The 25,698-nt window shown below is 43.3% G+C and carries 25 protein-coding genes and 1 pseudogene; 11 read left to right on the top strand and 15 right to left on the bottom strand.

Features of this window, described 5'->3' with window-relative positions; all coding sequences use genetic code 11:
- Positions 1-64 precede the first annotated feature (64 nt).
- Together F6J94_RS04740 and F6J94_RS04735 are read right to left on the bottom strand one after the other, a co-directional pair.
- Positions 65-1,228: a transposase gene (locus F6J94_RS04740; RefSeq protein WP_293037421.1), complete on the bottom strand. Its 1,164-nt coding sequence runs from the start codon at positions 1,226-1,228 to the stop codon at positions 65-67.
- A gap of 655 nt (positions 1,229-1,883) precedes the next feature.
- On the bottom strand, positions 1,884-2,258 hold the full coding sequence (locus F6J94_RS04735) for a cytochrome c (protein WP_075903624.1): 375 nt from the start codon (positions 2,256-2,258) through the stop codon (positions 1,884-1,886).
- Between the two features lie 455 nt (positions 2,259-2,713).
- Here F6J94_RS04735 and petG point away from each other — a divergent pair, with 455 nt between their 5' ends.
- Positions 2,714-2,827: a cytochrome b6-f complex subunit V gene (gene petG, locus F6J94_RS04730; RefSeq protein WP_070395274.1), complete on the top strand. Its 114-nt coding sequence runs from the start codon at positions 2,714-2,716 to the stop codon at positions 2,825-2,827.
- Between the two features lie 35 nt (positions 2,828-2,862).
- Here the strand turns inward: petG and rsmD are convergent, their stop codons facing one another.
- Both rsmD and hisH read right to left on the bottom strand, forming a co-directional pair.
- Complete coding sequence (gene rsmD, locus F6J94_RS04725; protein WP_293037418.1) at positions 2,863-3,402, bottom strand: 16S rRNA (guanine(966)-N(2))-methyltransferase RsmD; 540 nt, start codon at positions 3,400-3,402, stop codon at positions 2,863-2,865.
- Positions 3,403-3,473: 71 nt separating this feature from the next.
- A complete protein-coding gene (gene hisH, locus F6J94_RS04720) occupies positions 3,474-4,130 on the bottom strand; it encodes an imidazole glycerol phosphate synthase subunit HisH (protein WP_293037415.1) in 657 nt (218 codons plus the stop codon).
- Between the two features lie 61 nt (positions 4,131-4,191).
- On the opposite strand from hisH, the gene F6J94_RS04715 reads away from it, so the two are divergent.
- The gene (locus F6J94_RS04715) at positions 4,192-4,701 is read left to right on the top strand and encodes a peptidase C15 (RefSeq protein WP_293019056.1); all 510 of its coding nucleotides are present in this window, start codon (positions 4,192-4,194) and stop codon (positions 4,699-4,701) included.
- Positions 4,702-5,492: 791 nt separating this feature from the next.
- Here the strand turns inward: F6J94_RS04715 and ylqF are convergent.
- Positions 5,493-6,359, bottom strand: a complete 867-nt coding sequence (gene ylqF, locus F6J94_RS04710) for a ribosome biogenesis GTPase YlqF (RefSeq protein WP_293037412.1) — start codon at positions 6,357-6,359, stop codon at positions 5,493-5,495.
- Between the two features lie 127 nt (positions 6,360-6,486).
- A complete protein-coding gene (locus F6J94_RS04705; RefSeq protein ID WP_293037409.1) occupies positions 6,487-6,903 on the bottom strand; it encodes a universal stress protein in 417 nt (138 codons plus the stop codon).
- Positions 6,904-7,093: 190 nt separating this feature from the next.
- Between F6J94_RS04705 and pgk the strand changes: the two genes are divergently transcribed.
- On the top strand, positions 7,094-8,299 hold the full coding sequence (gene pgk, locus F6J94_RS04700) for a phosphoglycerate kinase (RefSeq protein ID WP_293037406.1): 1,206 nt from the start codon (positions 7,094-7,096) through the stop codon (positions 8,297-8,299).
- 368 nt (positions 8,300-8,667) lie between these two features.
- Here the strand turns inward: pgk and F6J94_RS04695 are convergent, their stop codons facing one another.
- A complete protein-coding gene (locus tag F6J94_RS04695; RefSeq protein ID WP_293037403.1) occupies positions 8,668-12,909 on the bottom strand; it encodes a DUF2157 domain-containing protein in 4,242 nt (1,413 codons plus the stop codon).
- 281 nt (positions 12,910-13,190) lie between these two features.
- Between F6J94_RS04695 and F6J94_RS04690 the strand changes: the two genes are divergently transcribed.
- Complete coding sequence (locus tag F6J94_RS04690) at positions 13,191-14,489, top strand: MFS transporter (protein WP_293037400.1); 1,299 nt, start codon at positions 13,191-13,193, stop codon at positions 14,487-14,489.
- A gap of 345 nt (positions 14,490-14,834) precedes the next feature.
- Positions 14,835-16,847 carry a two-component system sensor histidine kinase NblS gene (gene nblS, locus F6J94_RS04685; protein ID WP_293019114.1) on the top strand — a complete coding sequence of 671 codons (2,013 nt, stop codon included), beginning with the start codon at positions 14,835-14,837 and terminating at the stop codon, positions 16,845-16,847.
- A 69-nt stretch (positions 16,848-16,916) separates the two neighbouring features.
- Here nblS and F6J94_RS04680 read toward each other — a convergent pair whose 3' ends face one another.
- On the bottom strand, positions 16,917-17,288 hold the full coding sequence (locus tag F6J94_RS04680) for a zinc ribbon domain-containing protein (RefSeq protein WP_293019031.1): 372 nt from the start codon (positions 17,286-17,288) through the stop codon (positions 16,917-16,919).
- Positions 17,289-17,499: 211 nt separating this feature from the next.
- On the opposite strand from F6J94_RS04680, the gene F6J94_RS04675 reads away from it, so the two are divergent.
- From F6J94_RS04675 to F6J94_RS04660, 4 genes and pseudogenes are all read left to right on the top strand, one after another.
- Positions 17,500-18,045 carry a hypothetical protein gene (locus F6J94_RS04675; RefSeq protein WP_293037397.1) on the top strand — a complete coding sequence of 182 codons (546 nt, stop codon included), beginning with the start codon at positions 17,500-17,502 and terminating at the stop codon, positions 18,043-18,045.
- A 35-nt stretch (positions 18,046-18,080) separates the two neighbouring features.
- Entirely contained in the window at positions 18,081-18,227 is a 147-nt protein-coding gene (locus F6J94_RS04670; protein WP_293019029.1) for a hypothetical protein, read from the top strand.
- A 20-nt stretch (positions 18,228-18,247) separates the two neighbouring features.
- Entirely contained in the window at positions 18,248-18,700 is a 453-nt protein-coding gene (locus F6J94_RS04665; RefSeq protein WP_293037394.1) for a bifunctional 2-polyprenyl-6-hydroxyphenol methylase/3-demethylubiquinol 3-O-methyltransferase UbiG, read from the top strand.
- Positions 18,701-18,818: 118 nt separating this feature from the next.
- Positions 18,819-18,926, top strand: a pseudogene (locus tag F6J94_RS04660) (IS1 family transposase); the annotation flags it as partial.
- 169 nt (positions 18,927-19,095) lie between these two features.
- On the opposite strand, the gene F6J94_RS04655 reads toward F6J94_RS04660, so the two are convergent.
- Positions 19,096-19,317, bottom strand: a complete 222-nt coding sequence (locus F6J94_RS04655) for a hypothetical protein (protein WP_293019026.1) — start codon at positions 19,315-19,317, stop codon at positions 19,096-19,098.
- 125 nt (positions 19,318-19,442) lie between these two features.
- Between F6J94_RS04655 and F6J94_RS04650 the strand changes: the two genes are divergently transcribed.
- On the top strand, positions 19,443-20,258 hold the full coding sequence (locus F6J94_RS04650; RefSeq protein ID WP_293037391.1) for a 2OG-Fe(II) oxygenase family protein: 816 nt from the start codon (positions 19,443-19,445) through the stop codon (positions 20,256-20,258).
- Positions 20,259-20,579: 321 nt separating this feature from the next.
- Here F6J94_RS04650 and F6J94_RS04645 read toward each other — a convergent pair whose 3' ends face one another.
- Complete coding sequence (locus tag F6J94_RS04645) at positions 20,580-20,873, bottom strand: Uma2 family endonuclease (RefSeq protein ID WP_075903592.1); 294 nt, start codon at positions 20,871-20,873, stop codon at positions 20,580-20,582.
- 34 nt (positions 20,874-20,907) lie between these two features.
- Here F6J94_RS04645 and F6J94_RS34140 point away from each other — a divergent pair, with 34 nt between their 5' ends.
- Complete coding sequence (locus tag F6J94_RS34140) at positions 20,908-21,168, top strand: AMP-binding protein (protein WP_364300811.1); 261 nt, start codon at positions 20,908-20,910, stop codon at positions 21,166-21,168.
- A 13-nt stretch (positions 21,169-21,181) separates the two neighbouring features.
- On the opposite strand, the gene F6J94_RS04640 is transcribed toward F6J94_RS34140, so the two are convergent.
- The 5 genes from F6J94_RS04640 to F6J94_RS04620 all read right to left on the bottom strand — a co-directional run bounded on the left by F6J94_RS04640 (position 21,182) and on the right by F6J94_RS04620 (position 25,541).
- Positions 21,182-21,388 (bottom strand): hypothetical protein, encoded by a 207-nt coding sequence (locus F6J94_RS04640; RefSeq protein ID WP_071106566.1) that lies wholly within the window; start codon positions 21,386-21,388, stop codon positions 21,182-21,184.
- A gap of 4 nt (positions 21,389-21,392) precedes the next feature.
- Positions 21,393-21,845 (bottom strand): GIY-YIG nuclease family protein, encoded by a 453-nt coding sequence (locus F6J94_RS04635; protein ID WP_293037388.1) that lies wholly within the window; start codon positions 21,843-21,845, stop codon positions 21,393-21,395.
- Between the two features lie 309 nt (positions 21,846-22,154).
- Positions 22,155-23,033 carry a tRNA-dependent cyclodipeptide synthase gene (locus F6J94_RS04630; RefSeq protein WP_293037385.1) on the bottom strand — a complete coding sequence of 293 codons (879 nt, stop codon included), beginning with the start codon at positions 23,031-23,033 and terminating at the stop codon, positions 22,155-22,157.
- A 170-nt stretch (positions 23,034-23,203) separates the two neighbouring features.
- Entirely contained in the window at positions 23,204-23,713 is a 510-nt protein-coding gene (locus tag F6J94_RS04625) for a hypothetical protein (RefSeq protein ID WP_293037382.1), read from the bottom strand.
- Between the two features lie 364 nt (positions 23,714-24,077).
- Positions 24,078-25,541 carry a sodium/glutamate symporter gene (locus F6J94_RS04620; protein ID WP_293037379.1) on the bottom strand — a complete coding sequence of 488 codons (1,464 nt, stop codon included), beginning with the start codon at positions 25,539-25,541 and terminating at the stop codon, positions 24,078-24,080.
- Positions 25,542-25,698 lie beyond the last annotated feature (157 nt).

Below are 25,698 nucleotides of genomic sequence, written 5' to 3'. Positions count from 1 at the left end.
AGTGGAGCCTTTATGGTTAGTCGGCTATGCATAAAAGGGTTAAAACTTTTTGATTAAGGCTCCACTATCTTACGGTAACTTCAAACCCTGCCGCTCTATTTTTTATATTTATTGCCGCATTATGATCCCGGTCAAGACTGCATCCGCAATGAGGGCAATCATGCCAGCGAACATGCAGTTTTTTAGGAACTTTTTTTCCACAATTGGAGCAATTCTGCGAAGTATTTTTGGGACTTACTGCAACTGCCAACAAGCCAGCATTTAAGGCTTTGCTTGAAAGAATTGTCAGAAAGCTTGACCACCCAGCATCCAACACAGATTTAGCCAATCGGGACTTAGCCAGTCCCTTTACGTTTAATTTTTCATGAGCAACAACATCATATTTTGATAACAAATAATTTGCGGTCTTGAAATGAAAATCTTTCCGCTTGTCTGCTACCTTCTTGTGCTGTAATCCAAGCTGTTTGATAGCTTTGAGCCTGTTCTTACCTCCCTTCTTTCTACGAGATACACGCTTCTGGATTACTTTTAGACGTTTTTGAGCTTTTCGATAGTACTGAGGTATCTCGACAGATTCCCCTTCAGAAGTCGTCAAAAAATCTTTAAGGCCAACATCAATCCCAATCATTGAGTCCGGATTAATATCTGGCTTTACCTCAGGAACAGTCTTGTCCTCCAGAGATAAGACCAGATAATAGCCATCACATTTGTTAGTAATAGAGGCTGTTTTTATTTTAAATCCAGCGGGAATAGGGCGGTGGAGTACAACCTTTACCATGCCTATCTTAGGGAGGTTTATTAGATCACCTTCCAGACATCCCTCTTTCATTTGAGGGTAGGTAAAAGTACGGTAACGGTGCCGTTTTTTGAATCTAGGTCGCCCACTTCGCCTACCGTTACTGTCTCCTTTTATGAACCTATCAAAAGCCAGTTTTACCCTCTTGACAACATCCTGAAGTACCTGAGAGTGAATCTGCCTGTACCAAGGATGAGTCTTTTTCAGGTTTGGTAGAGTCTTTTTTTGGCTGTAATAATCGGGATTTTCCTTTAATTCTGAAAGATGACAAACAAGGGGACAAGCATTAACATAACAACGATTCTGTTCGTACCAGTTAAATCGATCAGCTAACAAATAATTATATTGAGCACACAGCATTGACAGCCAATTATCTATAACGGCTTTTTGTGCTTTTGTTGGCTTGATCTTGTACTGATACGCTAATCTCATCCTTGGTTGTTACCTTGTTTACCGACCTATTAAGATTGTAACAAGCGTCTGAACAAATGTCAATCCAAAATCAAAGACAAAAAACTAGTAATCAGAATTACCGACTTTGAAAAAAGGCAGTTCTAGCAAGAAGCACAGAAACGCGGTATGACTTCGTCTGAATTGATCACAAGCTTGATAGCTCGTTTCCCTGTTCCGTGCATACCCTGTGTAAAATTCATCCCGGAGATTAAACCTTAGAATAAGGCAGCCTTAATCATAAAGTTTTAACCCTTTTACGCATAACCGACCAACCATAAAGGCTGCCTTATTCTTGCGGTAACTTCTAACCACACTCATCCTTGCGGATTGAGGTGTGGGGCTTCTTTTACGGCCAGCTAAATCACAAATCAATCAGCAACGCCGGAAATATTATAAGTTAATCAACATTTAACTGGCATATTTTTTCTTCAGCGCTCTTCGTTAACCTACCCTACGGGAACGCCAAAGGCGAACAACCTTTTTGAATTAAGAATTAAGAATTAAGAATTTGGAATTCTACATTCTTAATTCTTAATTCTTAATTCTGCATTCTGACAGACAACCTTTAACCTTCAACCTTCAACCTTCAACCTTTAACCTTGGCCTTTGGCCACGCTACGCGAACAACCTTTGGTTACAATTGCTCCAGGTAACTCAACAGGTCTGCCATATCTCCAGTTTGAGGTTGAAACTTAGGCATTGGTGGTGTTCTACCACTGATGACTTGCTGAATCAGGCTGACGTCAGACTTTCTCTTAGAGATATTCAGTAGACTTGGTCCTACATTACCATCCCCGTTGGCTCCATGACACCCAGCACAGTTGATTTGAAAAATAGCATTACCTCGGACTGGATCACCGTTCAGGGACAAAACCTTTTGTACATAAGGATCCGAATCCTGCATCATGGGAATTCCGATCAGGCTAAGACTTATAGCAAGCAAAGCCACTAGTACTATCAAGGTGACTCGCCGCACTAGAACTCTAGGTTGGACAAGCTGGTTTTCCAAAGGATCTCCTGTCAAGTTGACTATCGATAAAGCGCTTGTAATCTCGATAAAACTGAACCATTGATTAAGTTGTGTTAAGCAATGATAAGTAAATACTTAGACTAAGTATTATTTTTGTTTATAAACATAGCTTAAAATTTATGGAGTCATTAATCAAGATCTTGTGTTGTATTTGTATTATATGCTACACTATGTCTCCCTCTATATACCTGATACTAAGGGAATAGATCTAAGGTATACATTTTAGTATATAAGCTGGGATATAGGAAAAAGTACTCAAGTCAAGTCAGGGCTTAGGTCATTAGGTCAGAGCCTCCTAAGTGTGACTGAGCAATCTCAACCCATGGAACTCAGGATGCTTGATAAATTAGTGTTTGACCACCAGCAGCACCCTAAGGTTGATCAGACCTAGTAATATGAGAAACAGGTAAAAAAACTTAATTAGGAGACTTAGTGTGGTAGAACCGTTGCTTGTTGGGATTGTCCTTGGCTTAATACCTGTTACTCTATTGGGGTTATTTTTTGCTGCCTATATGCAATACCAACGGGGTAACCAACTTGGGGGTTAGTTTTTCCTTCCCATGAGCTGACCATTACCCCTGACTTAAACTAATGGGCAATAGAAGGTCAAGGCAGTATTGCCATAGACCTTCTGGCGACAAATTTCTAAATTGGGGATTGGTTGTGGTTGCCAGTAGTTAGAGCTATGCTCAACAGCTAACTCACCATGGCTGTCGAGGAGCTGGTATTGAGCGATCGCATCTAACACTGGCTGGTACAAATCACTAGCGTAGGGGGGGTCAAAATAAATGTGGTCAAACTGCTGAGGAGCCAAGGTTTTCAATCGCCTGACCACATCCCCCTGCAACACCCGAAATTCTTGCTGCGCCTGAGCCATCTGTTGCCAGTTTTGACGAATAATTGAGCAAGCTTTTGCCCATTTGTCAATCCCTACCACTAAAGCAGCTCCCCGACATAGAGCCTCAGCACCCATTGAACCACTACCAGCACATAAATCCAGCCATCGGCAATTCTCTACACTGCCTTGCCAAATATTAAATACTGCCTCCCGCACCCGTGCTGGTGTCGGGCGGGTAATTTGTCCTGGCAAAGTTTTCAGTTGGCGATTGCCGTAAATTCTCATCCAAACACAGGACAGTGGGGAGCGTGCTGATTAAATCAGTAGTAGTAGCAGAATTTTAAGAAGAATAATTTTCAGGCTTTGGTGACAAGTGTACGATCATGGCAGTAACTCTTGACCTGAGCCACGAAATTAGACAAAATTTGCAGTCCTGTAGTAGAAGACTTTTCCGGGTGAAACTGTACTGCTACGACATTATTGTAAGCGATCGCAGCCGTCACCGTTTGACTCCCATGAGTAGTAGTTGCGGCTCGAATCCCAGGGTCAACTGGGTCAACATAATAAGAATGGACAAAATAGACTCGGGGATTGCCCGATAAATGCTGCCAAAGGGGACAATCTGGTTGAGTAAACTCTAGCTGGTTCCAACCCATATGGGGAATCGTAATACTTGGTTCTCGACGAAAGCGGCGCACTGTGCCAGGCACAATCCCTAATCCAGGTTCTGTGCCTTCTTCACTAGCCTCAAACAGAATGTGTAAACCTAGACAAATACCTAAAAAGGGTTTACCGCTGGCAATAGCTTGTTTAATCGGTTGCTCCAGGTTACGCGATCGCAAATGTTGTATCGCTGGGTCAAACGCCCCCACTCCCGGTAGTACCACCGCATCCGCCTGTGCTATATCTGCTGCTAAATCTGTCACTAAGGTAGTTGCACCAGCTTTCTGTAACCCTTTACAGGCAGAGTGCAGGTTCCCCATGTCGTAGTCTACAACCGCAATTACTGGCATTAACCTGCTTTCCCTTACATTGAACTATTGAAGCTATTTTTATTTTAATTGGTTCTGTTGAATGAACAAAAAAATCCTCTTGACATCCTTTCAAACCTGGCTACCGGATCAGGTATCTAACTCCTCTGATGATTTATTAGGGAAAATTGCTCAAATCAATGATTTATCTGCTTCCCTGACTTTTCTTAGACAGTTGCCCGTCGATATTGCCGAAGCTAGTGCTCAGGTAATTGCCAAAATTGATCAAATACAACCCGATCGGATTATTTGTTGTGGAATGGCTACTAAACGGCACAAATTAACCGTCGAATCCTGTGCTAGTCGTGAAGATGACTGCCTTCAAACCCCAGTGAACTTAGAGAAACTAGTAGCTGCCTTGAGTGGATGTGAGATTAGCCATGATGCTGGTAAATTTGTCTGCGAAGGACTCTATTACGAAGTGTTGAAGTATCTTGGAGAACATCACCTCAATACTTCTTGTATCTTTGTTCATGTACCTGTGCTGAATCTAGACAATTTGCCTGGTATTTTGGCTGATTTTAGGATAATTTTGGAACAAATGGCACAATAGACCTAGCTGCTGTTGTTTGCAACTTCGGATCGGGGAACTTCCGATCACCAGACAAAATTTATGAAAAACAGTATCAGAAAAGCGATGCAGCAAGGTAGCGCTGTCAAAGGGAGCCACTGTGATCTTGAGGAGGCAGCGCCGACCTGCGGGGGTCTCCCCCATGAGCGACTGCCGTGGCTTCCCCCAATTCGGCACGGCATCAAGACAATACTTTTGCAATAGGTCTAATCAAGACAACCGTCAACCGTCAACAAATACAAACTTTAGTTAATAAATCTTGATGCTTATAGCAGTATATATTAATACAGGTAAACAGAGCTTACGCAATTCAGCCATCGACACACTACCTGTAGGGGTTAAAGGGTAACTGTTAACACTACCTGTAGAGTTCTTGCGTAAGCCCTGCATCAGCTGTTTCGGTGCTCAATACTGATTATAGGACTGATTGAAAAACTTTTCCCTCGGCAATATTACTGAAGTTGGTTACGCTAATTAGCTCAAGTCATCTGTCTCAAGTTAGGTTTAGCTCCTCAATTCGCTTCCTCGCTTAAGTTCTGGTATTTCTTTTTCAATAGATATTGACAATATTGGTTCAATAAGACTTAAATTCTTTCCTTTTATAGACAAACATATCCATAGGGAACTTAGGCCCCCTAGAAAGACTATCTAGAAAGACTCCCTAGTAATACTCCCTAGTAGGACGCTCACTAGCTAGTACTCACTAGTAGAATCGGGCTTGCAATTTTACTTGTGTAGATGCTGTAAATGCTAAGGATTTACATTGGTGGTACTTAGGGTAGTACTTCTGGTGGTACTTCCAATGCAATTGTTCCGAGTAAACCCTTACGAAAATCACCCAATAGTTGCCGCGCTGTACGTTCGATGTTTCCCTGATAGCGATAGTCGGCTAGACCATGTAAGTAATCTTCAGCGGTTAATGGGTTTGGGTCTAGTTGGTACCTCTTTTGTAAAGAAGACTTTAATAAAAAAGTGTACTCCTTCATCTTATCTAAATCTTTCAGAAATGCAATCAGTGCTATTGCTACCCGTTGGTTGTCGTAAGATGCTTCACCAATGTCATCACAGATAGCTAACTTGAGCGCCTGCTGCTGATTGTTTAACTTGGCAGGAATAACACCAGGAGCATCAAGTAGTTCGAGTTGGTCAGAAATACGTATCCAACGCAATTGACGTGTCACACCGGGACGACGAGCACTCTCTACCACACGACGTCCCAAAAGTCGATTAATTAAAGCCGATTTACCAACATTGGGAAATCCAATTACCACAGCTCGGACAGGACGAGGTCGCATTCCCCGTGAGCGCCTACGTCGATTGATTTCCTCCCCAGCTGTCTGGGCGGCTTTAGCCACAGCGCGGATACCCTTACCCTGTTGAGCATTAGTGAAATAAGGGATATCCCCCTGCTGTTGAAACCACGATTCCCAAAGTTGGCGCATCCTTGGCTCAATCATATCCACCCGGTTGATCACTAACACCCGAGTTTTATTACCCACCCACTGGTCGGTTTGAGGATGATGGGTAGATAGGGGAATCCGAGCATCCCGCACCTCTAATACCACATCGACTCGCTTCAACTGTTCCTTGAGTTCTCGCTCGGCTTTGGCAATGTGTCCGGGATACCACTGGATTGTCATGAGTCATTAGCCATTAGTCATTAGTCATTGCTGATTAGTCATTGGTCATTAGTTAATTGAAAATCGACCATTGGCAATTGACAATTAGTAACCAAGGAATTTTATGAAACCAATGACTAATCACAAATTAGGGAATAATCAAAACTGGGCAAGGGGACAAATTAATCACTCGATCGGCCACGCTATTAGCTATACCTTCATCTGTCAACCCTAGCCCCCTAGAGCCCATCACAATTAAATTTGCCCCAATTTCGTCAGCCACATCGCAGATCACGAAGGCAGGCTTTCCTGCACGCTCCACGGTTTTGGCTTCAATTCCTTGCTGAGCAAATAGTGCTTTGGCACCGTTAAGCAGTTCTGTTACTGCTTCAGGGGATGTCATTGCCTCGGGAGCAGCTGCTGTAGCTTGATCAGGGTCAGCTTTTTCAATCACTGACAGCAGATATAGATTGCTGCCGTACTTTTGCACTATGTTCGCAACAACCTCAGCAGCTTCACGGCTTTCTCGACTTGAGTCAATCGGAAATACAACGGTATTGAACATATCACAGATTTCCTCCAGGATCCGGACTCCGGTAAAATGTGAACGGTCTTAACAAAAGAATACCTTTTGTCCTGGTCATTCAGCTGGTGACTTACCAGTTAATGTACAGCGACTCTCTGACGTCAAATCATCCGGCAAGACGGCTGATAGTCAGGGATTAGCAGGCAATAGCAATTAGGAGATTAATACTGTGTCCAAGAAAAGTGTAGCCAATTTAAGTGAATCAGATTTAGCCGGAAAAACGGTATTGGTCAGAGCAGACCTGAATGTACCCCTGGATGACAATGGCACCATCACCGATGATACTCGCATTCGTGCTGCTTTACCCACTGTTCAAGATTTACTTAAGAAAGGGGCAAAGGTAATCCTGTGTAGCCACTTGGGACGACCCAAGGGACAAGTCAAGGAAAGCTTGCGTCTAACCCCCGTTGCTAACCGTCTTTCGGAACTGCTGGGTCAACCAGTCACCATGTGTAAAGACTGTGTTGGAGACGAGGTCGCTGCCCAAGTTGGTGCTTTGGCAAATGGTCAGGTGGCTTTACTGGAAAATCTCCGCTTCCACGCTGGGGAGGAAAAGAATGACCCAGAATTCACCAAACAGTTGGCATCTCTGGCTGATTTGTATGTCAATGATGCCTTTGGAACAGCCCACCGGGCTCATGCCTCTACTGAGGGAGTCACCCATTACCTGAGTCCTTCTGTAGCTGGGTACTTGATTGAGAAAGAACTGCAGTATTTACAAAATGCTGTAGAAAATCCCGAAAAGCCTCTAGCTGCAATTATTGGCGGCTCTAAGGTGTCCAGTAAGATTGGGGTGATTGACACTCTACTGGAGAAGGTGGATAAACTGCTAATTGGCGGTGGAATGATTTTTACCTTCTACAAGGCCCGTGGTATGAGTGTGGGTAAGTCCCTGGTGGAAGACGATAAGCTCGATTTGGCGAAATCTTTAGAAGCTAAGGCCAAAGAGCGTGGTGTGGAATTGCTGTTGCCCACTGATGTGGTTATCGCAGATAATTTTGCCCCTGATGCTAATTCCCAGACTGTCAGTATTGAAGCTATTCCCGATGGCTGGATGGGTTTGGATATTGGTCCAGATTCTGTAAAGGTGTTTCAGGATGCTTTAGCAGATTGCAAAACTGTAATCTGGAATGGTCCGATGGGAGTGTTTGAGTTTGATAAGTTCGCTAAGGGCACAGAAGCGATCGCAAACTCTATGGCTGAGCTGACCAAGACAGGTGCATCTACCATCATTGGTGGTGGTGACTCAGTAGCTGCCGTCGAAAAAGTTGGTGTTGCTGACCAAATGAGCCACATTTCCACCGGTGGTGGTGCCAGCCTTGAGTTACTCGAAGGCAAGGTTCTACCTGGAATTGCTGCTTTAAATGATGCCTAATTAGTGTTTTTTTTAACGCATTGTTTTAAATCATAGTTTTAAATAGGGAGATAGCATTGCTGTCTCCCTATTTATCATTATCTTGATGGTGAAATTTTTTGGTTTCCAATCAATCAGCATTGGTTTTTATAATCTATTTGGAAATCCTAGATTGGGACTAAGGGCGCAAAAGTCATAAAAAAAAGAGCATGGCGTAAACGTTACCATCAGTGATTTTTTGGTAAACCTCATGCAGCATTGCTCCTGCAACCTGCAACCTGCAACCTGCAACCTGCAACCTTCAACCTTCAACCTTCAACCTTCAACCTTCAACATTTAACCTTTAACCTTCAACATTTAACCTTAAAACTTCAACTTCCAACCAAAACTTATTCCCAACTTTGGAATTGATTCATCCAAGCTGTAATCTGATCACGGCGAGTTTCAAAGGTAGCAGCAATCCAGATAAACCCAATTCCCACAAACAGCGCTACCACCCATTTAGAAAATGGATAATCAACGCTAAAAATCAGTAGTTGGTAGATCGCATTAATTAAAAATGTTCCCGTCCCAACATAAAGAAATGCTCTTACTTTCATCGCCAATCCAGCAAAAATTAGCACTACACTAATTCCCCCAGTTAATAACCCAAGCCATTGAGCAGTCCAAAAGGAAACCAAACAAATCATACTAGTCCCGATTAACCGGAGATTGTGACGTATTTGTTTTTGGGGGGGTTGGCTTAGATAGGGATCGACTTGGGCAATATAGAGTAAGGATAAACTCAAGGGGAGAACATACCAAAGAGCAGCAGTTAAGTGTAGTTGTCCAAACCAGCGGAGCAACATCCAGTCAATTACTATTACACTGATAAAGGTAAACCGAATTTGCTGATTAAAAATTGCGAGAATAATATAGAAAGCTGCGATAATCAGCAAACTAGCTAAATTACCGCTATAGGGATTTTCTGCAATGGCAATCAGGGGGATTAAGAAAGCAGCGATTTGCCAAGGACGTTTTGACCAACCCCAATCTTCCCAAGGTAGGAAATACAGAAAGTAAGCGACTAAGGATGCGATCGCACCTTTCCAAGGCACTAATGGTCCGGATAACAGACGCGCCACAGGGGTATTAATCCAATACAGCCGCATCCCCCATGCTTCAGCAAAACCTAAATAAACCCAGATTTCTCCAAGCAAGGGATTCGACCGATTCCGTCCTTGAGAAATAGCATAGATAACTAAAAACGCGCCAGTACTAAATCCCAGCATCATAGCGGATTCAATGGGCTCAGTTGTTGCTGCTATCAACAAACAACTACTCCATATCCAATGGAGATAGGAAATAACCTTTAGTTCTTTTGGGGTAAAATGTAGATATCCTTTCAGCCAAGGAGAAAATACCCGATAGGCGTACATAATACTAGTGCCAAGCACTGCCATTATAATCAATCCATCCCCTCTTGCTCCTCCTCCTAACTGGGATAATTGATAGAACAACAGTTGATAGGCAGAAACCGATATCCCAAATAGCGCCAGGTAAATTAGAGGTTTAAATTCTGCACGGCGACGCCCTACCCCAATGGCAATTATTGCTAGGGCAAAAGAGGATAAACCTGTCCAATTGGTAAAGGTTCCCCAACTTAAGAGCGGTCCTAAGCTACCGTATAGCAGGGGAATAATATGCCAGCTACTAGGTATTTTGTCGAGATTAGATCGGCGTCGCCACCAATCTCCTAACAATTGAGCAATTAGTCCTAATATTATATTGGCAATGGCTAAATTGATCAGTGAATGCTCAAATAAGCCCAGCGCTTCTGTTAAGCCCAGCGTTTCTGTAGTTAACAGTTCCACACTCCAACCAATCCCATAAATAGCCCAGTTGGATGGATAAGGAAAACTGCGATACGCGATCGCTCCTAAGGTCACTGCATTTACAATGAGCATAAACCATGTTGGTGACCAAAACCCAATGTAGACTATCAGAGAATAACAAGTCAGCAGAATTAGCTGAAAAATACACAGTGCGATCGCCCACCCATCCATTGCTTGTGCATAGAGTTTTGGGAGGTTAGTTTGTTGTTCGCGTAGCGTGGCCTTTTGGCCAAGGTTAGATGGTTGAAGGTTAGATGGTTGAAGGTTAGATGGTTGTTCGCGTAGCGTGGCCTTTTGGCCAAGGTTGGATGGTTGAAGGGTTGAAGGTTGAAGGGTTGAAGGTTGAAGGTTAGTTTGTTGTTCGCCTTTGGCGTTCCCTTCGGGTAGGTTGGCTTGTTGATTTGAAGTTTTGAATTGTGATTGGTTATCCTGTATCTTGCTAATACGAAGTAACCAGCTTTGCCATAACCATAAGGTTAAAATAGCGATCGCTCCAACAACAAACCAATCTTGTCCGGACGGTTGGGGAAACCCAAGGATGCCATCCCAAAGCAGGAACCCGACTAAGCTGATGCCGCATCCTACGGTAATTGCTGCTGATGTTAATTGCTTTAAATAGCGGGTATTAACCAACATCAGTGCTGTAGCGGATGCTAAACTGATTAACCTAATTCCTGGTATTCCTAGGATCAGCAATTGGGATAGGATGACAGCAACTACACTCAACCGGATCACAAACTTGTCTTGAGGGGGTTGCCAACTGCGATAACCACGTGCTAATCCAGTCAGAGATAATGGAGTGATTAGCCACAACAGACCCCATGCTCTCTGGTAACTATCTGGGTTAACGTCGTAGGGACTATAGTTAACACACAATAATACATAACTCAGACCAGCTAAAGTTAAACCCAAGTGCCAAGCACTCTCTCGCCAAATCTTGACATAGTCAGAAGTAGCGGGAATCTTTAAACTCAAGCTCCATTCTGCTAGCATCAGGGCTAATAAAATTGCTGAAAAGCCGCCTAGATGTAGGTTGGGAAAGAGATAGTTAATGGCACTGATAACGGTTGCGATCGCACTACTGTGGGTTAGGTAGACCCTTAAGCGCAGATGATGCTTAATCCCTAACCTATCCCGTCGCTGAGTCACAATCCCTAAAGTGATAGCAGAATTAATACCATTAATCGTGAGTAACAGGGGATTGGAAAAACATAGAGTAGTTAGAGAAACTCCTATTCCTAGTGCAATGACTTCTGCAAATTCTGCCAGATCATGTTTTTTGCGCTGATATAACCAATCTGCTAACCCAACAATTAAAACCAGATAGGGAAACAGTACTAAACTCAACAATACATAGGGAGTTTCTTGGGAATGGGTTAACGTAGTTGCTGTTTCCAGTAGCGAGGTTTGTATTGATGGCGGAATCAATCGCCATGAAAGCCAAACCATCTGTAAGCCAATGGCTAATATGGCGGCTAAATCGGAACGTCGCCAAGATTTTAGTAAACGATTGACAAATAACCACACCCCTAGCCCACTGACAATCATGGCTTGCCAAGGAATCTCAGCTGCTACACAAACTAGCCAACCCAGCACCAGCAAGCTACCCCCTAACCAAATCATAGGGAGACGGGGAGACGGGGAGACGGGGACAGATGGTGCCTGAGGCTTTTGGGATAGCCAGTAGAGAAACCAACCACACATCCCAATAGCTAACCCCAGTTGTTCAATATCGACACCTATGACAAAAATGGCTCTAAATAGCAGGATGCCGATGCCATAAACTAAGATGCGGAAGCCAGCAACATCAAAAATAAACGCTGAATTTTGCTTTCTGGATTCTATATATAAGGTAGCGATGATGCTACCGATACCCAAATAGACTGCTCCTATGGGAAATCCAGGGATACCCCAACCCCAGTTTAGGTAACTCAAACCTAAATAATTAATAATGGGTAAGGGAAATGATTTTTGTTGTCGTAATCGTAAAAATCCGTTCCCGTAGCCGCGACCTAAGAGTATCGAACTTAGTACTATCGCACTTAGTACCACTGTCGCCACTGCTACCACTAGCCAATTTAAGGGATGACGCCACAAGCCAAAGCCATCCATTGCCCAAAAATTGACTGGGATCAGCAACAGAGTTACAACTCGCAAGGTCTGAGCCGTTAACGGTAAATTCCCTTGTTTGGTTGTCCAAGCACTAATCCCCCAAAAGCTCAAGGTATAGGCAAGCAATACTCCATACTGTCCAGCAGCTGGGAAATTGTCCCATTGACTAGCAGCCAGTACCCCAGAGGATACCACCACCATAAACATACCCAGGAATAGCAACCAGCGGACACTGAATTCTGCTTGAAGGGATTGCCACATTTGAGCAATCGAGTTGGGTTTCTTCGCTTTGGGTGTCTCCGGTGCAAAGTCATTACTAGCTAAGGGTGAGACTAGTTGACGCGCTGGTTTCGAGACTGGTAGAGCAGAAACCTTTGGAGTTACACTAGGTTCTGGTAAAGCACAGGTGAGATGTTCTCGACACAACCGTTTTACAAAGGTTTCCTGGAGCAAACCCAAACGTAACCAAGCATCTAATCCTTCTAAAAGGGCGGGATGGGATGCTTTAGTTTTAAATATGATGTCGATGCTAGTCTCAGAGAGTAAACCTAACTCTTGCCATAAGGCTAAAGCTTCCAACAGTTTAGACTGAGAAGTATTGGTGTTGAGGGCAATAGTGATATAACCCTCCCGTGGCGATGACATAGGCAATATTCCTAGTTACATAGGAATGCAAGGGGGGCTGATTTAGGATACAGGTAGTTACTATTCTCCACTAAAGAGCCGGAACCTTGCTAGATACCACATTCCACCCTGTCAACTGTCACAAGAGAATCTTAAGGTTGGCAGTTATGACCCTATTAAGCCTTGATGATCAGCACTATTGCACGTCTTGATCAATAGTCATTAGCATAATGCTTCCTGATTGATTATTGCGATTACCCTATACTATTTACTTAGATTTAAAGAATTGTAAATGCTGCTCAATGGCTCAACCCCTCAACCTTTTAACCTTACCGAAATTGCTCAATAAATTATTATCTTTGCTCCCAGCATTAAGGCAAGAGATTTGGATTCTAGCAACCGGTCGATTGTTATTGCACATCGGTCAAGGCTTTACTTTAGTTTATGCCTCGATTTTTTTTGTTAATCAGATTGGTTTATCCGCCACCCAAGTTGGGATTGCTCTAGGGAGTTCTTCAATTTCTGGAGTACTAGGACGCTTGATATCAGGAACTTTGGCTGATTCCAAGTTTTGGGGACGCAAGAAAACTTTGCTACTCTCGGCAGCTGTTTCTGCTCTAGCAAGCCTTTGTTTAGCGTTTACCTATAATTTTCAAACTCTGGTTATTGCTAACTTACTGATGGGTTTAGGGATTGGTCTATATTGGCCGCCTACTGAGGCAGTGGTTACCGATCTAACTACTCCTGTTCAGCGTAATGAAGCCTTTTCAGTGACTCGTTTAGCTGATAGCTTGGGACTAGGATTGGGAGTTATTGGGGCAGGGCAGTTAATTGCTGCTTCTGGGAATTACCGTACTTTATTTGTGCTCAAAAGTATTTTTTATGTGATTTTCTTCGTTGTGATTTATTTAGCGATCGCAGAAACAAATAACGTTCAAGAGGTGCCTCAATCCCCTACCCAATCCTGGAAACAAGCACTAAGCGATCGCTTTTTGATGATTTGGTTACTAGGGAATACTCTCTTCACCACCTATGATGCTCAACTCAATAGCATTATGCCCCTCTATTTTGCCAATTTTGTGCCAGGAGGAGGAACAGAAACCGGATTAGCTCCAGAAACGATTAGTCTTCTTTTCTTCTGGCATGTCGCCTTTAGTGCCATTTTTCAACTACCTGTTGCTCGCTTTCTCAACCATTTTAAACGCACCAATATCTTGATGGTTTCTTTACTGCTGTGGTCTGGAGGATTTGTGTTAGTGTGGCTCACAGGAGTTGTTTCTACTCTGGCAGTTATTCCAGCACTTTGTGCTTTGTTACTCTTAGCCTTAGCTAAGGTAATTTATATCCCTTCTGCCTCTTCTTTAGTGGGGGATTTAGCTCCACAATCGTTGCGAGGACTTTACTTTTCCCTTGAATCTCAGTGTTGGGCAGTAGGTTACTTTATTGGACCATCTTTAGGAGGTTGGGCATTGGATCAATCTCCAGAATTTACCAGTGGTTTTTGGTTAGTGACTGCTAGCAGTGTGAGCTTAGGTCTTGGGATTTTGTCCTATCTGGGCAAGAAGAGTCATGAGGTCTTAGGTGTTAGGCATCAGGCTTGAGGCTAATGGCGTTAAGTTTTATGTTACATAATTGAGTAATAAAGCAGCATAATTACGTCTTTAAACAGCAAAAAAACGAAATAATACTTTATTAATGAAGTTTAAAACTTTAATAGTGAAGCAGTAAGCATCATATTGCTTGGGTTAGGATTAGGCTTGATGTCCTAAAACCCGACACCTAACACCTAACACCTAACACCTATAATCTTTATTTTCCACTCAAGAGCTAAGGTTTTCTGGCTTTATAATTGGAGGATAGCCAAAAGTAGATGCTTTGCCACAATCAAAGCATCTACCTTTGGAAGGAGTGTTGTTGTCTTCCCTGTTGAGAGAGTTGAACCGACCTTGCTAGCTTTGCTAAAAACCCTTATCGACATTATCAGGCGTTGGTGGTCGGAGTTTACCCTCCAGACCAAGCTAATGGCAGCAGCAACTCTGGTTGTCTCATTGCTCATGAGTGGCTTGACCTTCTGGGCGGTGAATACGATTCAGCAGGATGCTAGGATGAACGACACTCGCTTTGGTCGTGATCTCGGTCTCTTGCTGGCTGCCAACGTTGAACCTCATGTTGCGGCAAATAATTTCGACGAACTAGCTCGCTTTTCCAGCCGCTTCTACAGTAGTACCTCCAGTGTGCGTTACATTATATATGCTGACGAGGATGGGGAAATAATCTTTGGCATTCCTTTCTCCGCAGCAGAAGTAAAGAATTCTTTAACCATTAAGCGTCGGATTGAGCTACCGGAGGGCTACGCCAAAAACTCTGATCAGCCCATGGCACGGCAGCACCTGACTCCTGATGGTCAAGTCACTGATGTGTTTGTTCCCCTAATCGACGAGGAAAACAAATACTTAGGGGTTTTAGCTGTGGGCATTAACCCTAACCCTACGGTGGTGGTTTCCTCCAATTTAACCAGAGATGTTACTATTGCTGTGTTTATCTCGATCTGGGTGATGGTGATTTTAGGTGCAGTGGGCAACGCCTTGACTATCACTAAGCCCATTAAAGAACTACTAGTAGGGGTGAGAAATATTGCTGCTGGTAATTTCAAACAGCGGATTGAGATGCCTTTGGGAGTAGAACTAAAGGAATTGGTGTCTAGCTTCAATGACATGGCAGAGCGTTTAGAACGCTATGAGGAGCAAAATATTGAAGAACTTACCGCAGAAAAAGCTAAGTTAGAGACTCTAGTTTCCACAATTGCTGATGGTGCTGTACTGATTGATACCAATTTTCAGGTAATGTTAGTCAACCCGACAGCACGGCGGATTTTTGGTTGGCATGAGCAAGACATTATCGGTAAAAATGTCTTATACCATCTCCCTGATGTGGTAACAATGGAACTAACACGACCGCTTTATCAAATGGCTACAGCGGAGAAACAGACAGAAACAGAACGGGAATCCCGCGAAGGTGAAGAGTTTCGTATTACTCTGACCAAACCGGTCTCTCGTACAGTTCGCATTCTTTTAAGTAAGGTACTCAACCAATCCCGGGAAAATATTAAGGGAATTGCTATCACTGTTCAGGATATCACCCGTGAGGTGGAACTTAATCAAGCAAAAAGCAATTTCATCAGCAATGTTTCCCACGAACTCAGAACACCTCTATTTAACATTAAATCATTTATCGAAACCCTCCACGACTACGGCGAAGAACTTAGCGAAGCTGAGCGGAAGGAGTTTCTTGACACGGCTAATCGGGAAACTGACCGACTAACCCGTCTCGTTAACGATGTCCTAGATTTATCACGGCTGGAATCTTGTCGAATTTATCAACTTGAACCCTTTGACATTGTTCGACCTATAGAGCAAACCCTGCGCACTTATCAGCTCAATGCTCGTGACCAAACTATTGAACTGGCTCAGGAGATTGAACCAGATTTACCACCAGTTATGGGTCACTACGATTTGTTGCTCCAAGTCTTGGCTAATTTAGTGGGCAACTCGTTGAAATTCACGGAGCCTGGTGGACGAGTGGTAATTCGTGCTTATCAATTAGAAGCCGAACTTAATCCCCAAGAAGGAAAAGGCAGGGTGCGAATTGAAATCTCTGATACGGGAATTGGCATTGCTCCAGAAGACCAAAAGGCAATTTTTGACCGATTTTTCCGGGTAGAAAACCGAGTTCATACCCTGGAAGGGACGGGATTGGGGCTTTCAATTGTCAGAAACATTATCGAAAGACATCATAGCCGAGTAAACTTAGTTAGTGAAGTGGGAGTTGGGACAACATTCTGGTTTGATTTAGAGGTGTGTGAAGAAAAAAAAATTACGGTTAAAGAACATTTGCAAGTAGACACCTCACAGACAACACCAACCGACTCAGCGACTGCTAGCAATCTGTCAATTTCGTAGTGCTTAGTACTATCATGTCTAGTCGATTCAATGTTGACGGAGTACTAGTTAAATTAAACTTAGTTTAATTTAACTATTTGCCATCAGGGCTAGCAAAAAGCTAGCAGCGATTAATACCAATAGACCTAGTAAGGCTGGGTTTCTTTGACACCAGAGCCTGACCGATTCGAGTAAGCCACGCTGGGGATTATAAATCTGCTCAGGCTCTAAGGTACTTTCAGAACTATCGTCGTAAAGGGTACACTGCTTAGCATAGGGACGTTGGGGAAAGTTACAGGTATCATCAGCATGATAGGTACAGGTTTCACACAAGGGTGTATCTCCTGTGGTTTGGTGTAAGGTAATCCCCGGATGACCATAGGCTTTAAGGATTGCTCCACAATGGGGACAGGTAATCACCTTGCTATTGATAGGTTGATGGCATTTGGGACAATTGGTCATTAGTCATTAGTCATTTCTCAATAGTCAGGACTTACCCATTTGCCCCCTAAATCCCCCAATTCTGGGGGACTTTGACATCTTTACCCCCCAGAATTGGGGGGCTAGGGGGGCGAAATCAACTTAACCGCGTAAGTCCTGATAGTCATTTCTTCATCTTAACTGTCTTACACATCCAGCTGATTTCCCTTCTTTGCCTCTTTAGCGTTTAATCATGTCCCCCTACTTAATTATTTGCCCCGGTATCCATGAGCCCCAACTGACCCAGGATTTTTTAGCAAGCTTGGAGCTATCAAGTCCCTGGACTGAAAAAGTCTTAATTTTTCCAGCTCAGGACTACCCAGCTTACTCAGCTATTCATATTTTAGAGTTCTTGCAACGTCACATTGGTTTGGTGAAGACTCCCATAGTCTTGATCAGCTTCAGTGCTGGGGTAGTGGGTGCGATCGCAGCAGCTTGGGGTTGGCAGCTACTGGGAGGAAACATCCAAGCATTGATCGCTATTGATGGCTGGGGTGTCCCTCTGTATGGCAATTTTCCCATCCACCGGATTAGTCACGATTACTTTACCCACTGGAGTTCAGGGCTATTGGGGGCAGGGGAAGACAGTTTCTATGCTTCACCACCAATTGCCCATTTGGATTTGTGGCGATCGCCCAGATGCCAAGGCTGGTGGGTTCAGGTGCCTAGAGGTGAGCAACCCCCAGAACGAATTTATATCACTGCGGCTGAGTTTATTATCGAGTTATTAGTTAAATAGTAAAATTTGCTTGAGTATTACCAGGTTGAACTATTGTGGAAGATCACGAAATAGTGACAATTGCTGAGTATCAAGCAACAGCAGAATCTTTCCGGGAAGGCACCTGGAATCACGATGTGTCTCAAAATCGCAACGCCTTGGTGGATGCTATGCCCCGTAATCCAGGCAAGATTCTGGATTAGGAGGTGGTCCTGGTAGAGACTTGGTTGCTTTTAAAGACCAGGGTCATCAAGTAATTGGTCTCGATGCTACACCAGCATTTGTGAATATGGCGCAACAAGTTTCAGGATGCGAGGTTTGGCAGCAATCGTTTCTGAGCCTCAAGCTGCCACCAAAGAGCTTTGATGGGATCTTTGCCAATGCATCCCTGATTCATATTCCTCGTGCTTCGATGGTTAGGGTACTTAAGGATTTAAAGCGATCGCTTGTTACCAATGGTGCCATAGTTATGTCAATGATTCGTGGTGATCATGAGGGTTATAGTGTTCGTCCAACCGGCTATCGCTATGTTGTAGGTTGGGAATATCAAAGCTTGGCTCCCTGTGTTGAACAAGCAGGATTTGAGATTTTTGATTATTACTACCGCCCACCTGGTTTACCCTGTGAGCAGCAATCTTGGTTAGTAATTGTGGCCCTTAATCGAGTGCAATATTAGTGGTAAATAGGGCGTTGCTGAATAAAAAAATGGTATTATAAAAAGAAAACTATGGAATGCCCGCGCATGTCATGTTTTTATTTTCATTATAGCATTCTTTGATTCAGCAACGCCGAATAAAAATACAAGATTGAGACATTATTTAGCCAGACTACATCGACGAACTCTTTGTTACTCTAAATCTGAAGAAATGTTGGAGTTATCAATTAGGCTTATTATTTATTAGAGCTGATTCGTAAACTCGCTGTAATCCTTGTAGGATAAGGCTTGCGATCAAATAGAACATTTGAACTATTTAATAACCAAAAGACAATCATAGCAAGGCTTTCAGACTTCTTAAGATTTACTTTACGAATCAGCTCTTATTTAAGAGATCATAAAATCCCCCTTTCTGGTTAAACCATTTTCATATTCAGCAACGCCGATTCAGGAGCATAGAGACTCTCAAACAGCATCCCTTCTTGCCTCGGCGACAAGGGGTAGATTGATTCTAGATTCCTATAGTTAATTAATGTGAGTAAACTGTCGAGTTCGGTTTGACTCAACTGGGCAAGAGGAAAGTCGGAAGGACTATATATTCTCGCTTCTAGAGATTCTATTCGCTCTTGTAAGTTCACTATATACTGGTCTTTTCGGCGGCTCAAATCCTATTATACTGTATTGGGCGATCGCGACTTAGATAAACTTCCCAGAATCCTGGTATAATTACCTGAGTTGAGTTATTTTTTTTGTTTTCTGAATCATGGAACTACCAACTCTCAATGCTGTAGATAGGGTGACGCGAGAAGAAATAAACACCCTTGTTAATCTGGGTTGCTGCTATGTCAGAATACCAGAACCAGAAATTTTTAAACATTTTAAAATTATAAAAAGAGAGGCTTTAGCTTTTTTCAGGCAGGACGAAATCAAAAAACAAAAATGGTTTGCCCATGGTAAAGTTGAAGGTTATATCGACCGTTCAATTGATGACATACATTCGGTTCAACAGTTTTTATTTAGGTTGAAGAATCCCAGTGGCCCCTTTAAAGAGTGTCGCAATTCAGTTTTTAAAATTTCAAACTATTGTGAAGAGCGTATTATTATAGTTCTGTTAAAAGAGATATTTAGTTACTTTGGTGTTGAAGACTATTTCGAGGAAGTCGTGATTGATAGTGATCTCTCTTCATCATTCTCAATTGCCTATTATCCGGCTAAGGTAAATACAAAGAAGAAAAGCAATAGTGGAATGAAAGCTCATAAAGACTATGATTTGATGACTGTAATTTTGATGGACAAGCCAGGATTAGAAGTGTTTTGGGATGATCAATGGCATGACGTTAATCCCCAACCAGGGTATGGGGTGCTATTTCTGTCTGAAACCTTAGAAAAAATGCTAGGCGGAAGGATAAACTCAATTATACATCGAGTTCGCATACCAGATGAGGAACGTATTTCTATAGGTGTTTTTAAAGGACCAAATACTAATATTCCTATTCGAGATTACATTAATGATCAAATCCTGTTTGATTCACATGAGCAGTGTTTAGAACATCATCGCCAGTTATTCCGGGGGGAGTGACAAAAAGGCCTCTAATATCAAGTCTGGTTGAATACCCATAATTAAGGGGAGGGTGGGGAGGGGTTGAAGTGTGGGGAGATGGGGAGATGGGGAGATGGCTAGATGGGGAGATTTTTATTAAGGGTAATTATGCCGACATGATATAACTAAAAATGCTACCCACAATTTACCAAAATCATCTTAAAAGTGCGATGTTCCTTTGGAGCCGCTACGCGAACGCATTATCTTGATTGATTGGATTTCACCAAGCTCAACCCAACCTATATTTTATTCCCTGATATCTGGCAACAAATAGCATAAAATCAAGCAAGGGGCAACGAGCTATGATCGGCGAGTCATAGCCATTACCCCGTTGACCGTAAGTTCGGGTAGAATGCCTAAACTTGGCAGAATCTCTGCTCCTGAACAGATTATGGGTAAGTCATCTCCCTGCCAGACCCAAATCTGCTGACGAGCGAAATCGATTAACCAGGCTAATTGTGTTCCATTACTGAGGCAATGCAGAATCTTATTTTGCAAGTTTAAAGTACTTTGGTCAGGGGAACGAATTTCAATCAGCCAATCGGGTGATCCATCAAGGGATCCGTCCTGATGGTGAACCTCACGTTCAGGTATTAGCTGAAAAACTTAAATTTTGTCTAGCTAGCGTTTGCTGAAAAAGTCTACAAAGGCTGGGGGAGCTTACATTCCCTTTGATCTGGGCTATCCTCAAGAACGTTTAGCCTATATGTTGTCTGATTCTCAAGTGTCGGTGGTTTTGACGAGTAATACCAAATCTGGTTTAGCCAGACCACAAACAAGTCAATTAGAATCCATATATATCAAAATTGTATCAATAAGATATGTGTCCTATAGTAACCGGATTTGGTATAAGACCTCAGCCCTAGCCTTGCCTAGCTGCAACCGATGATAACTGGCTGGACTTATTGTCCACGCCCCGGTTTACAGTCTACAAAACTTAATGCTTCGGTATCGAGAAAGCTGGCAATTGCCATCTCAATAACTGCTTCAATTGGATACTCAATTTCAGCAGCACGCTCAACGAGAGCAGCCTGAATATGTTCGGGCAGGCGTTCCAAGATGACCTTTGCATCAGTGGAGGAGATTCGCCCCAAAAGTTCTACCTGCATAAGTTTACTGCTCCATTGGGATTTTGACATTATAGGGAGGTTCGGTAGCCCTCAAGATGATAGCTTCTAGCTCCAATAGTAGCGCAGGGTTTTGCCAGTAGGAAATTGTCTGCATAGCAATACGAACATCTTCGTCGCTATATTTGTCGAGCCATGCCCACAAAAAAGCTTTGTGTCCACCACTGAAGCGACCTCGCAAGCTCTTGGTCTTACCAATGTAAAGCAGTCCATCAGTTTTATGCCTGATGGCATAGATGCCAGGACGAGCAGGGATGTGGCTAAAATCACGGTTCAAGAGTTGGCATTGGTCAAAGGGAGTGAAGGCTATTGCGTCCAAGATTCTTCGTGCTTGGTCTTTTACTTCAGAGTTATTCTTTGGCATGGAAACATCGGAGCTATTTGCACAGATGCCATGCTCCCACAGATTATGTGATGGTTGCCAGCTTTTTGCGATCACACTGGTGCCTTAGGCAATCCCTCGCTACTAGCCGTAACTTGAGGTGGGCAAAAATGGGCAATTTATCAGTTCAATTGTTAAAGATATTTGTTTTGCCCAATCGACAAGATTGGGTTAAGGTAACGAAACCCAACATCATCGATCTCTGGAGAAAAATAGCATAAAATTAAGCAAGGGGTAATGGCTATTACTCGCCGATCATAGCCCTTACCCCGTGGACCGTAAGTTTGTGCTGCCCTGTAGACGTTGCCTGACCCTCGCCCATAGATCCAGGGGGTGTCCTACTCCCGTCCTTTTTCTGTAATATTATTACTTTAGTTCACTTCCACTTCCAGCAGTCCACTTTTTGAGGCGCAGGCTAACCCAGATCATTTGCTGGAGAGGTAATGGTACTTCTGGGTGTAGTCCCTCTGATATGTCTTCAAAGGTTTTGATTGACCCAGGATAAACCACAACTAGCCATCCTTGTTTGACAAGGCAGGCGTTTAAAGCTGACTCCTCAAGCAGGTATGTTATCCCTAGATGCTGCCTACCCTCATCCACTTGTTGTATTTCTAGCTGTTGAATTCGGTTCAGATAGTTTTGGGCAAATAAATTGACCAAGCCTTGAAAAGATTCATTTTTTTGGTAAAGGCTCTGAAGCTCCTCATAATATCTCTTAAAGTCCGATTGCTGCTCAATTTCTGACGCTTTCTTTAACTGAAATTGACAGCTTCCGGAGTACTGCTCGAACAGGGAATAGTTTTCATTAATAAACTGCTCTCCAGTGCGAATTGCCTCCAACCGAGCTTCATCCCCTTTCACTCCCTGTCTCACCTCGATTGTCAGTCGGTATATACTATCAGTAACTAGGACTAGGCAAGCATTAAAGTTTTCACTAATCCATTTAATGCAGGGTTCAATGCGCTTACGCTCAACAAAGTTTTTGCTGCCAAGGCTGATTCCGAAAATACACTTTTGATACTCAGACAGTGAGCTACGTAGGCGAGCGGGAGATACCTTAGATAAACTTACTCTATACCCATAAATTAGAGTATTATTAGTAGTAGACTTGGTTAAGTATAACTCGTGTCTCTTGAGATCCATTGCTTTGCTAATTTTAGCTTTAAGCAGCTTCAAGCGCTCTAGGGAAAGCTGATTCCAGTCAAAGTTGTCAATGATCGTTTCTTTATCGCTATGACTATTCATACTGTTAAATGCTCTTTGGGGTTATCGATAAAAAACGATAACTATTATCCTGGAATCCTGATTTCATATTTTATCCACAGTTTTTTTTCCAGCTATCAAAACAGGATTTTGATAGACTAACTCAGAAGACAAGCCTATCAAAATCCTCTAGAAAAAGGTGTGAACCTGAATTAAACGTCTGTTTCAAATAAGCCAAGCCGCAGTCGCTCAGTGGATTCTTCCAATTCTGCCAGAGACTCTAGACTCACAACAACACTGCGTTCTATCCCTAAAATCTCTGCCGCTTTAGCCACAGCCGCTTTTTCTTTTTCATGGTAACTACCATCAGCTCGGCTCATCTTGATCGCTTGGTACAACATGACTCGGCGAAAATTTAGAGGAAAATTATAGCTGATTCCATTTAATAGCTCCTCAATGTTGGCATTTTTCCAATCGAATTGGCGTAGTGCTTCGATGTACTCTTGAGGGTCTACTATCAAAAGCTCTTGTTCATCAATATACCACTGAAATTCAGCTTCTGCCAGTTGGCCATCGGCTCCGGCGATCGCCATCAGTGCGCCACCATACTTCACGGCTACATCAAAATCAATGGATTCAGTGTTATTGTATCTATGCTTGGAATATTTTTTTAGTTGGAGACTTTTTCCACTACTCATATTCGGCTCCTTTGTTGGGAACATCCTCGATTCTATTCCCCTTGAGTCATTTGATCAAGTAAGTAGGGTTTACTGAATAAGTCTCCTCCTGCGATCGCCATCAGTGCGCCACCATTGGTGACAATTTGAGATTATGTTCTATTTGTCAGCGTTCTCTCGGATGCAAGCTCCGAGAGCTGCGCTAACTTCGTCAATAGTATCGTGACAAAATTTTACCAAGCCTCAGAAGGATTGCTGAGTGAGGACTTGGCGTTTTTGAGGTCAAGAGTGATCCCCGAAAAGGATCAGGCGATCGCGATTATAAGTTCATACGCATCTAAATTGAATCTGTTCATGTTATCAAATAAACCGTCAAACCCTCCCCCTCATCCCCAGAATCAGCAACCCTTTATAGATTAGCTTGCCTGAATCTCTTTCTCATCCGCTTAAAGTTCCACAGACCAAAGATTAACCAGAAGGCTAGTAATCCTGTTGTTAGCAGTAACACTACCGATGGGCCAAATTGCACAATCAGTGCTGGTGCAGCAGCAGTAAACAAGCCACCACCTACTATCGGTTCAAAGAACAACTGTTTGTAGGCGAAACTCTCAAAAGCACCGGTATGGTTATCTGGGTCTACCATCTGGATCAACAAAATACCGGTTGCTGTCACTCCCATGGATTGTCCCATGTCCCCGATGCCACGCTCAAACCAGTATCTGGGGAGTATACGGGGTGCGAGGAAAACAAATGCCCAGATGTTCCAGACGATGCCAGCGATCGCAAGAATTAAAAATGGCAGGAGGTTATTTCCCAGCACTTTTAGGGAAATCGACGCTAATGCGGTCACAATTACCACATCTAACGCTACCCCAGAGATGCGCTCCTGCAAGGGTCGAATAATTAGTGACCCTAGTCCTAGACGCACGGTTACGACTTGGACAATCAAACCACCAATTAGTGCCATGGGAAACAGAGGCACATACTGAATTACTTGAAAGCCACCGGCTCCCCAAGTCACTGACTCAATGAACTTGAGCACTGCCAGGATTAGCCAGCCGATTGCGATCGCAACTCCTACAAAAGCAAGGTTCAATGACAGGGGATCGATCAGTAAACCATCCATTAATCTCGCTCTGGCTAACCTAACTTCAGTAGGTTCTCCTTGAATTGTCTGTTGAATTGTATTTTGAATTTTATCCCGAAACTGTTGTAGCTCACTGCTGGGATCAGGGCTGGCCTGGATGTAGCCCTTGCGCCTGCCCCAGCTTGCTAGCCAGGTACCTGCGATCACCCCTGTGACAATACCGAGTGTAGCCAAGCCTAGAGCCAAGTCACCACCGTCGTTAAAACCCAATTTTCTAAAGGTATCGGTCATGCCAGCAGCGGTGCCGTGACCGCCTTCAAAGGCAATTTCGATTAATGCACCTGCGATGGGATCGACACCGAATATCGGACTCAACACTAACAGAACTAGCAGCAGTCCAATCACATATTGTCCCCAGGCCAGGGTTTGACCGAATGCGACCTGAGGTGCCGCTTTGCGCCAAATTTTTATGGGACTGGGGATCGCTTCACCTAAAAATAAGGCGGCGAAGACAACATTGATAAAGACACCAGGAGACTGAGACCAAACTGTTCCCATGGTTTTCGGAAACAGACCCCCAGCCAGTAATGAATCTGTACCTGATAGGGTAGATGCGATCGCACCCAATACTGCTGGTCCGAGTAACAATGCTACTCCCCCAGCAATAACAGATTCTGGTAGATAAAGGGATTGAAATAGCCGAACTTTTTGTTTAAGAAACCTGCCGATCAGGAGTAGAATCCCGATCATGATCAAAGCAAATAAAGCATTGATGAGCGTAAACATAGCACCTTCCCCTCAGTGGGATAGTTACACCAGCGAAGTCAACTGCCTCTGGTAACTAAAAATTTGAAATTTGACGGTAAAGCTTTGATGGTAAAGCTTTAACAGTAAAGCATCGTCGGCGAGTTGAGTCTGTAGTGGTGAAGCTGAATAAAGGATT

The organism is Moorena sp. SIO1F2, from assembly GCF_010672755.1.
Classification (GTDB): domain Bacteria; phylum Cyanobacteriota; class Cyanobacteriia; order Cyanobacteriales; family Coleofasciculaceae; genus Moorena.
The sequence above is the reverse complement of the archived record's forward strand: the minus strand, read 5'-3'. Positions and strand labels throughout refer to the sequence as shown.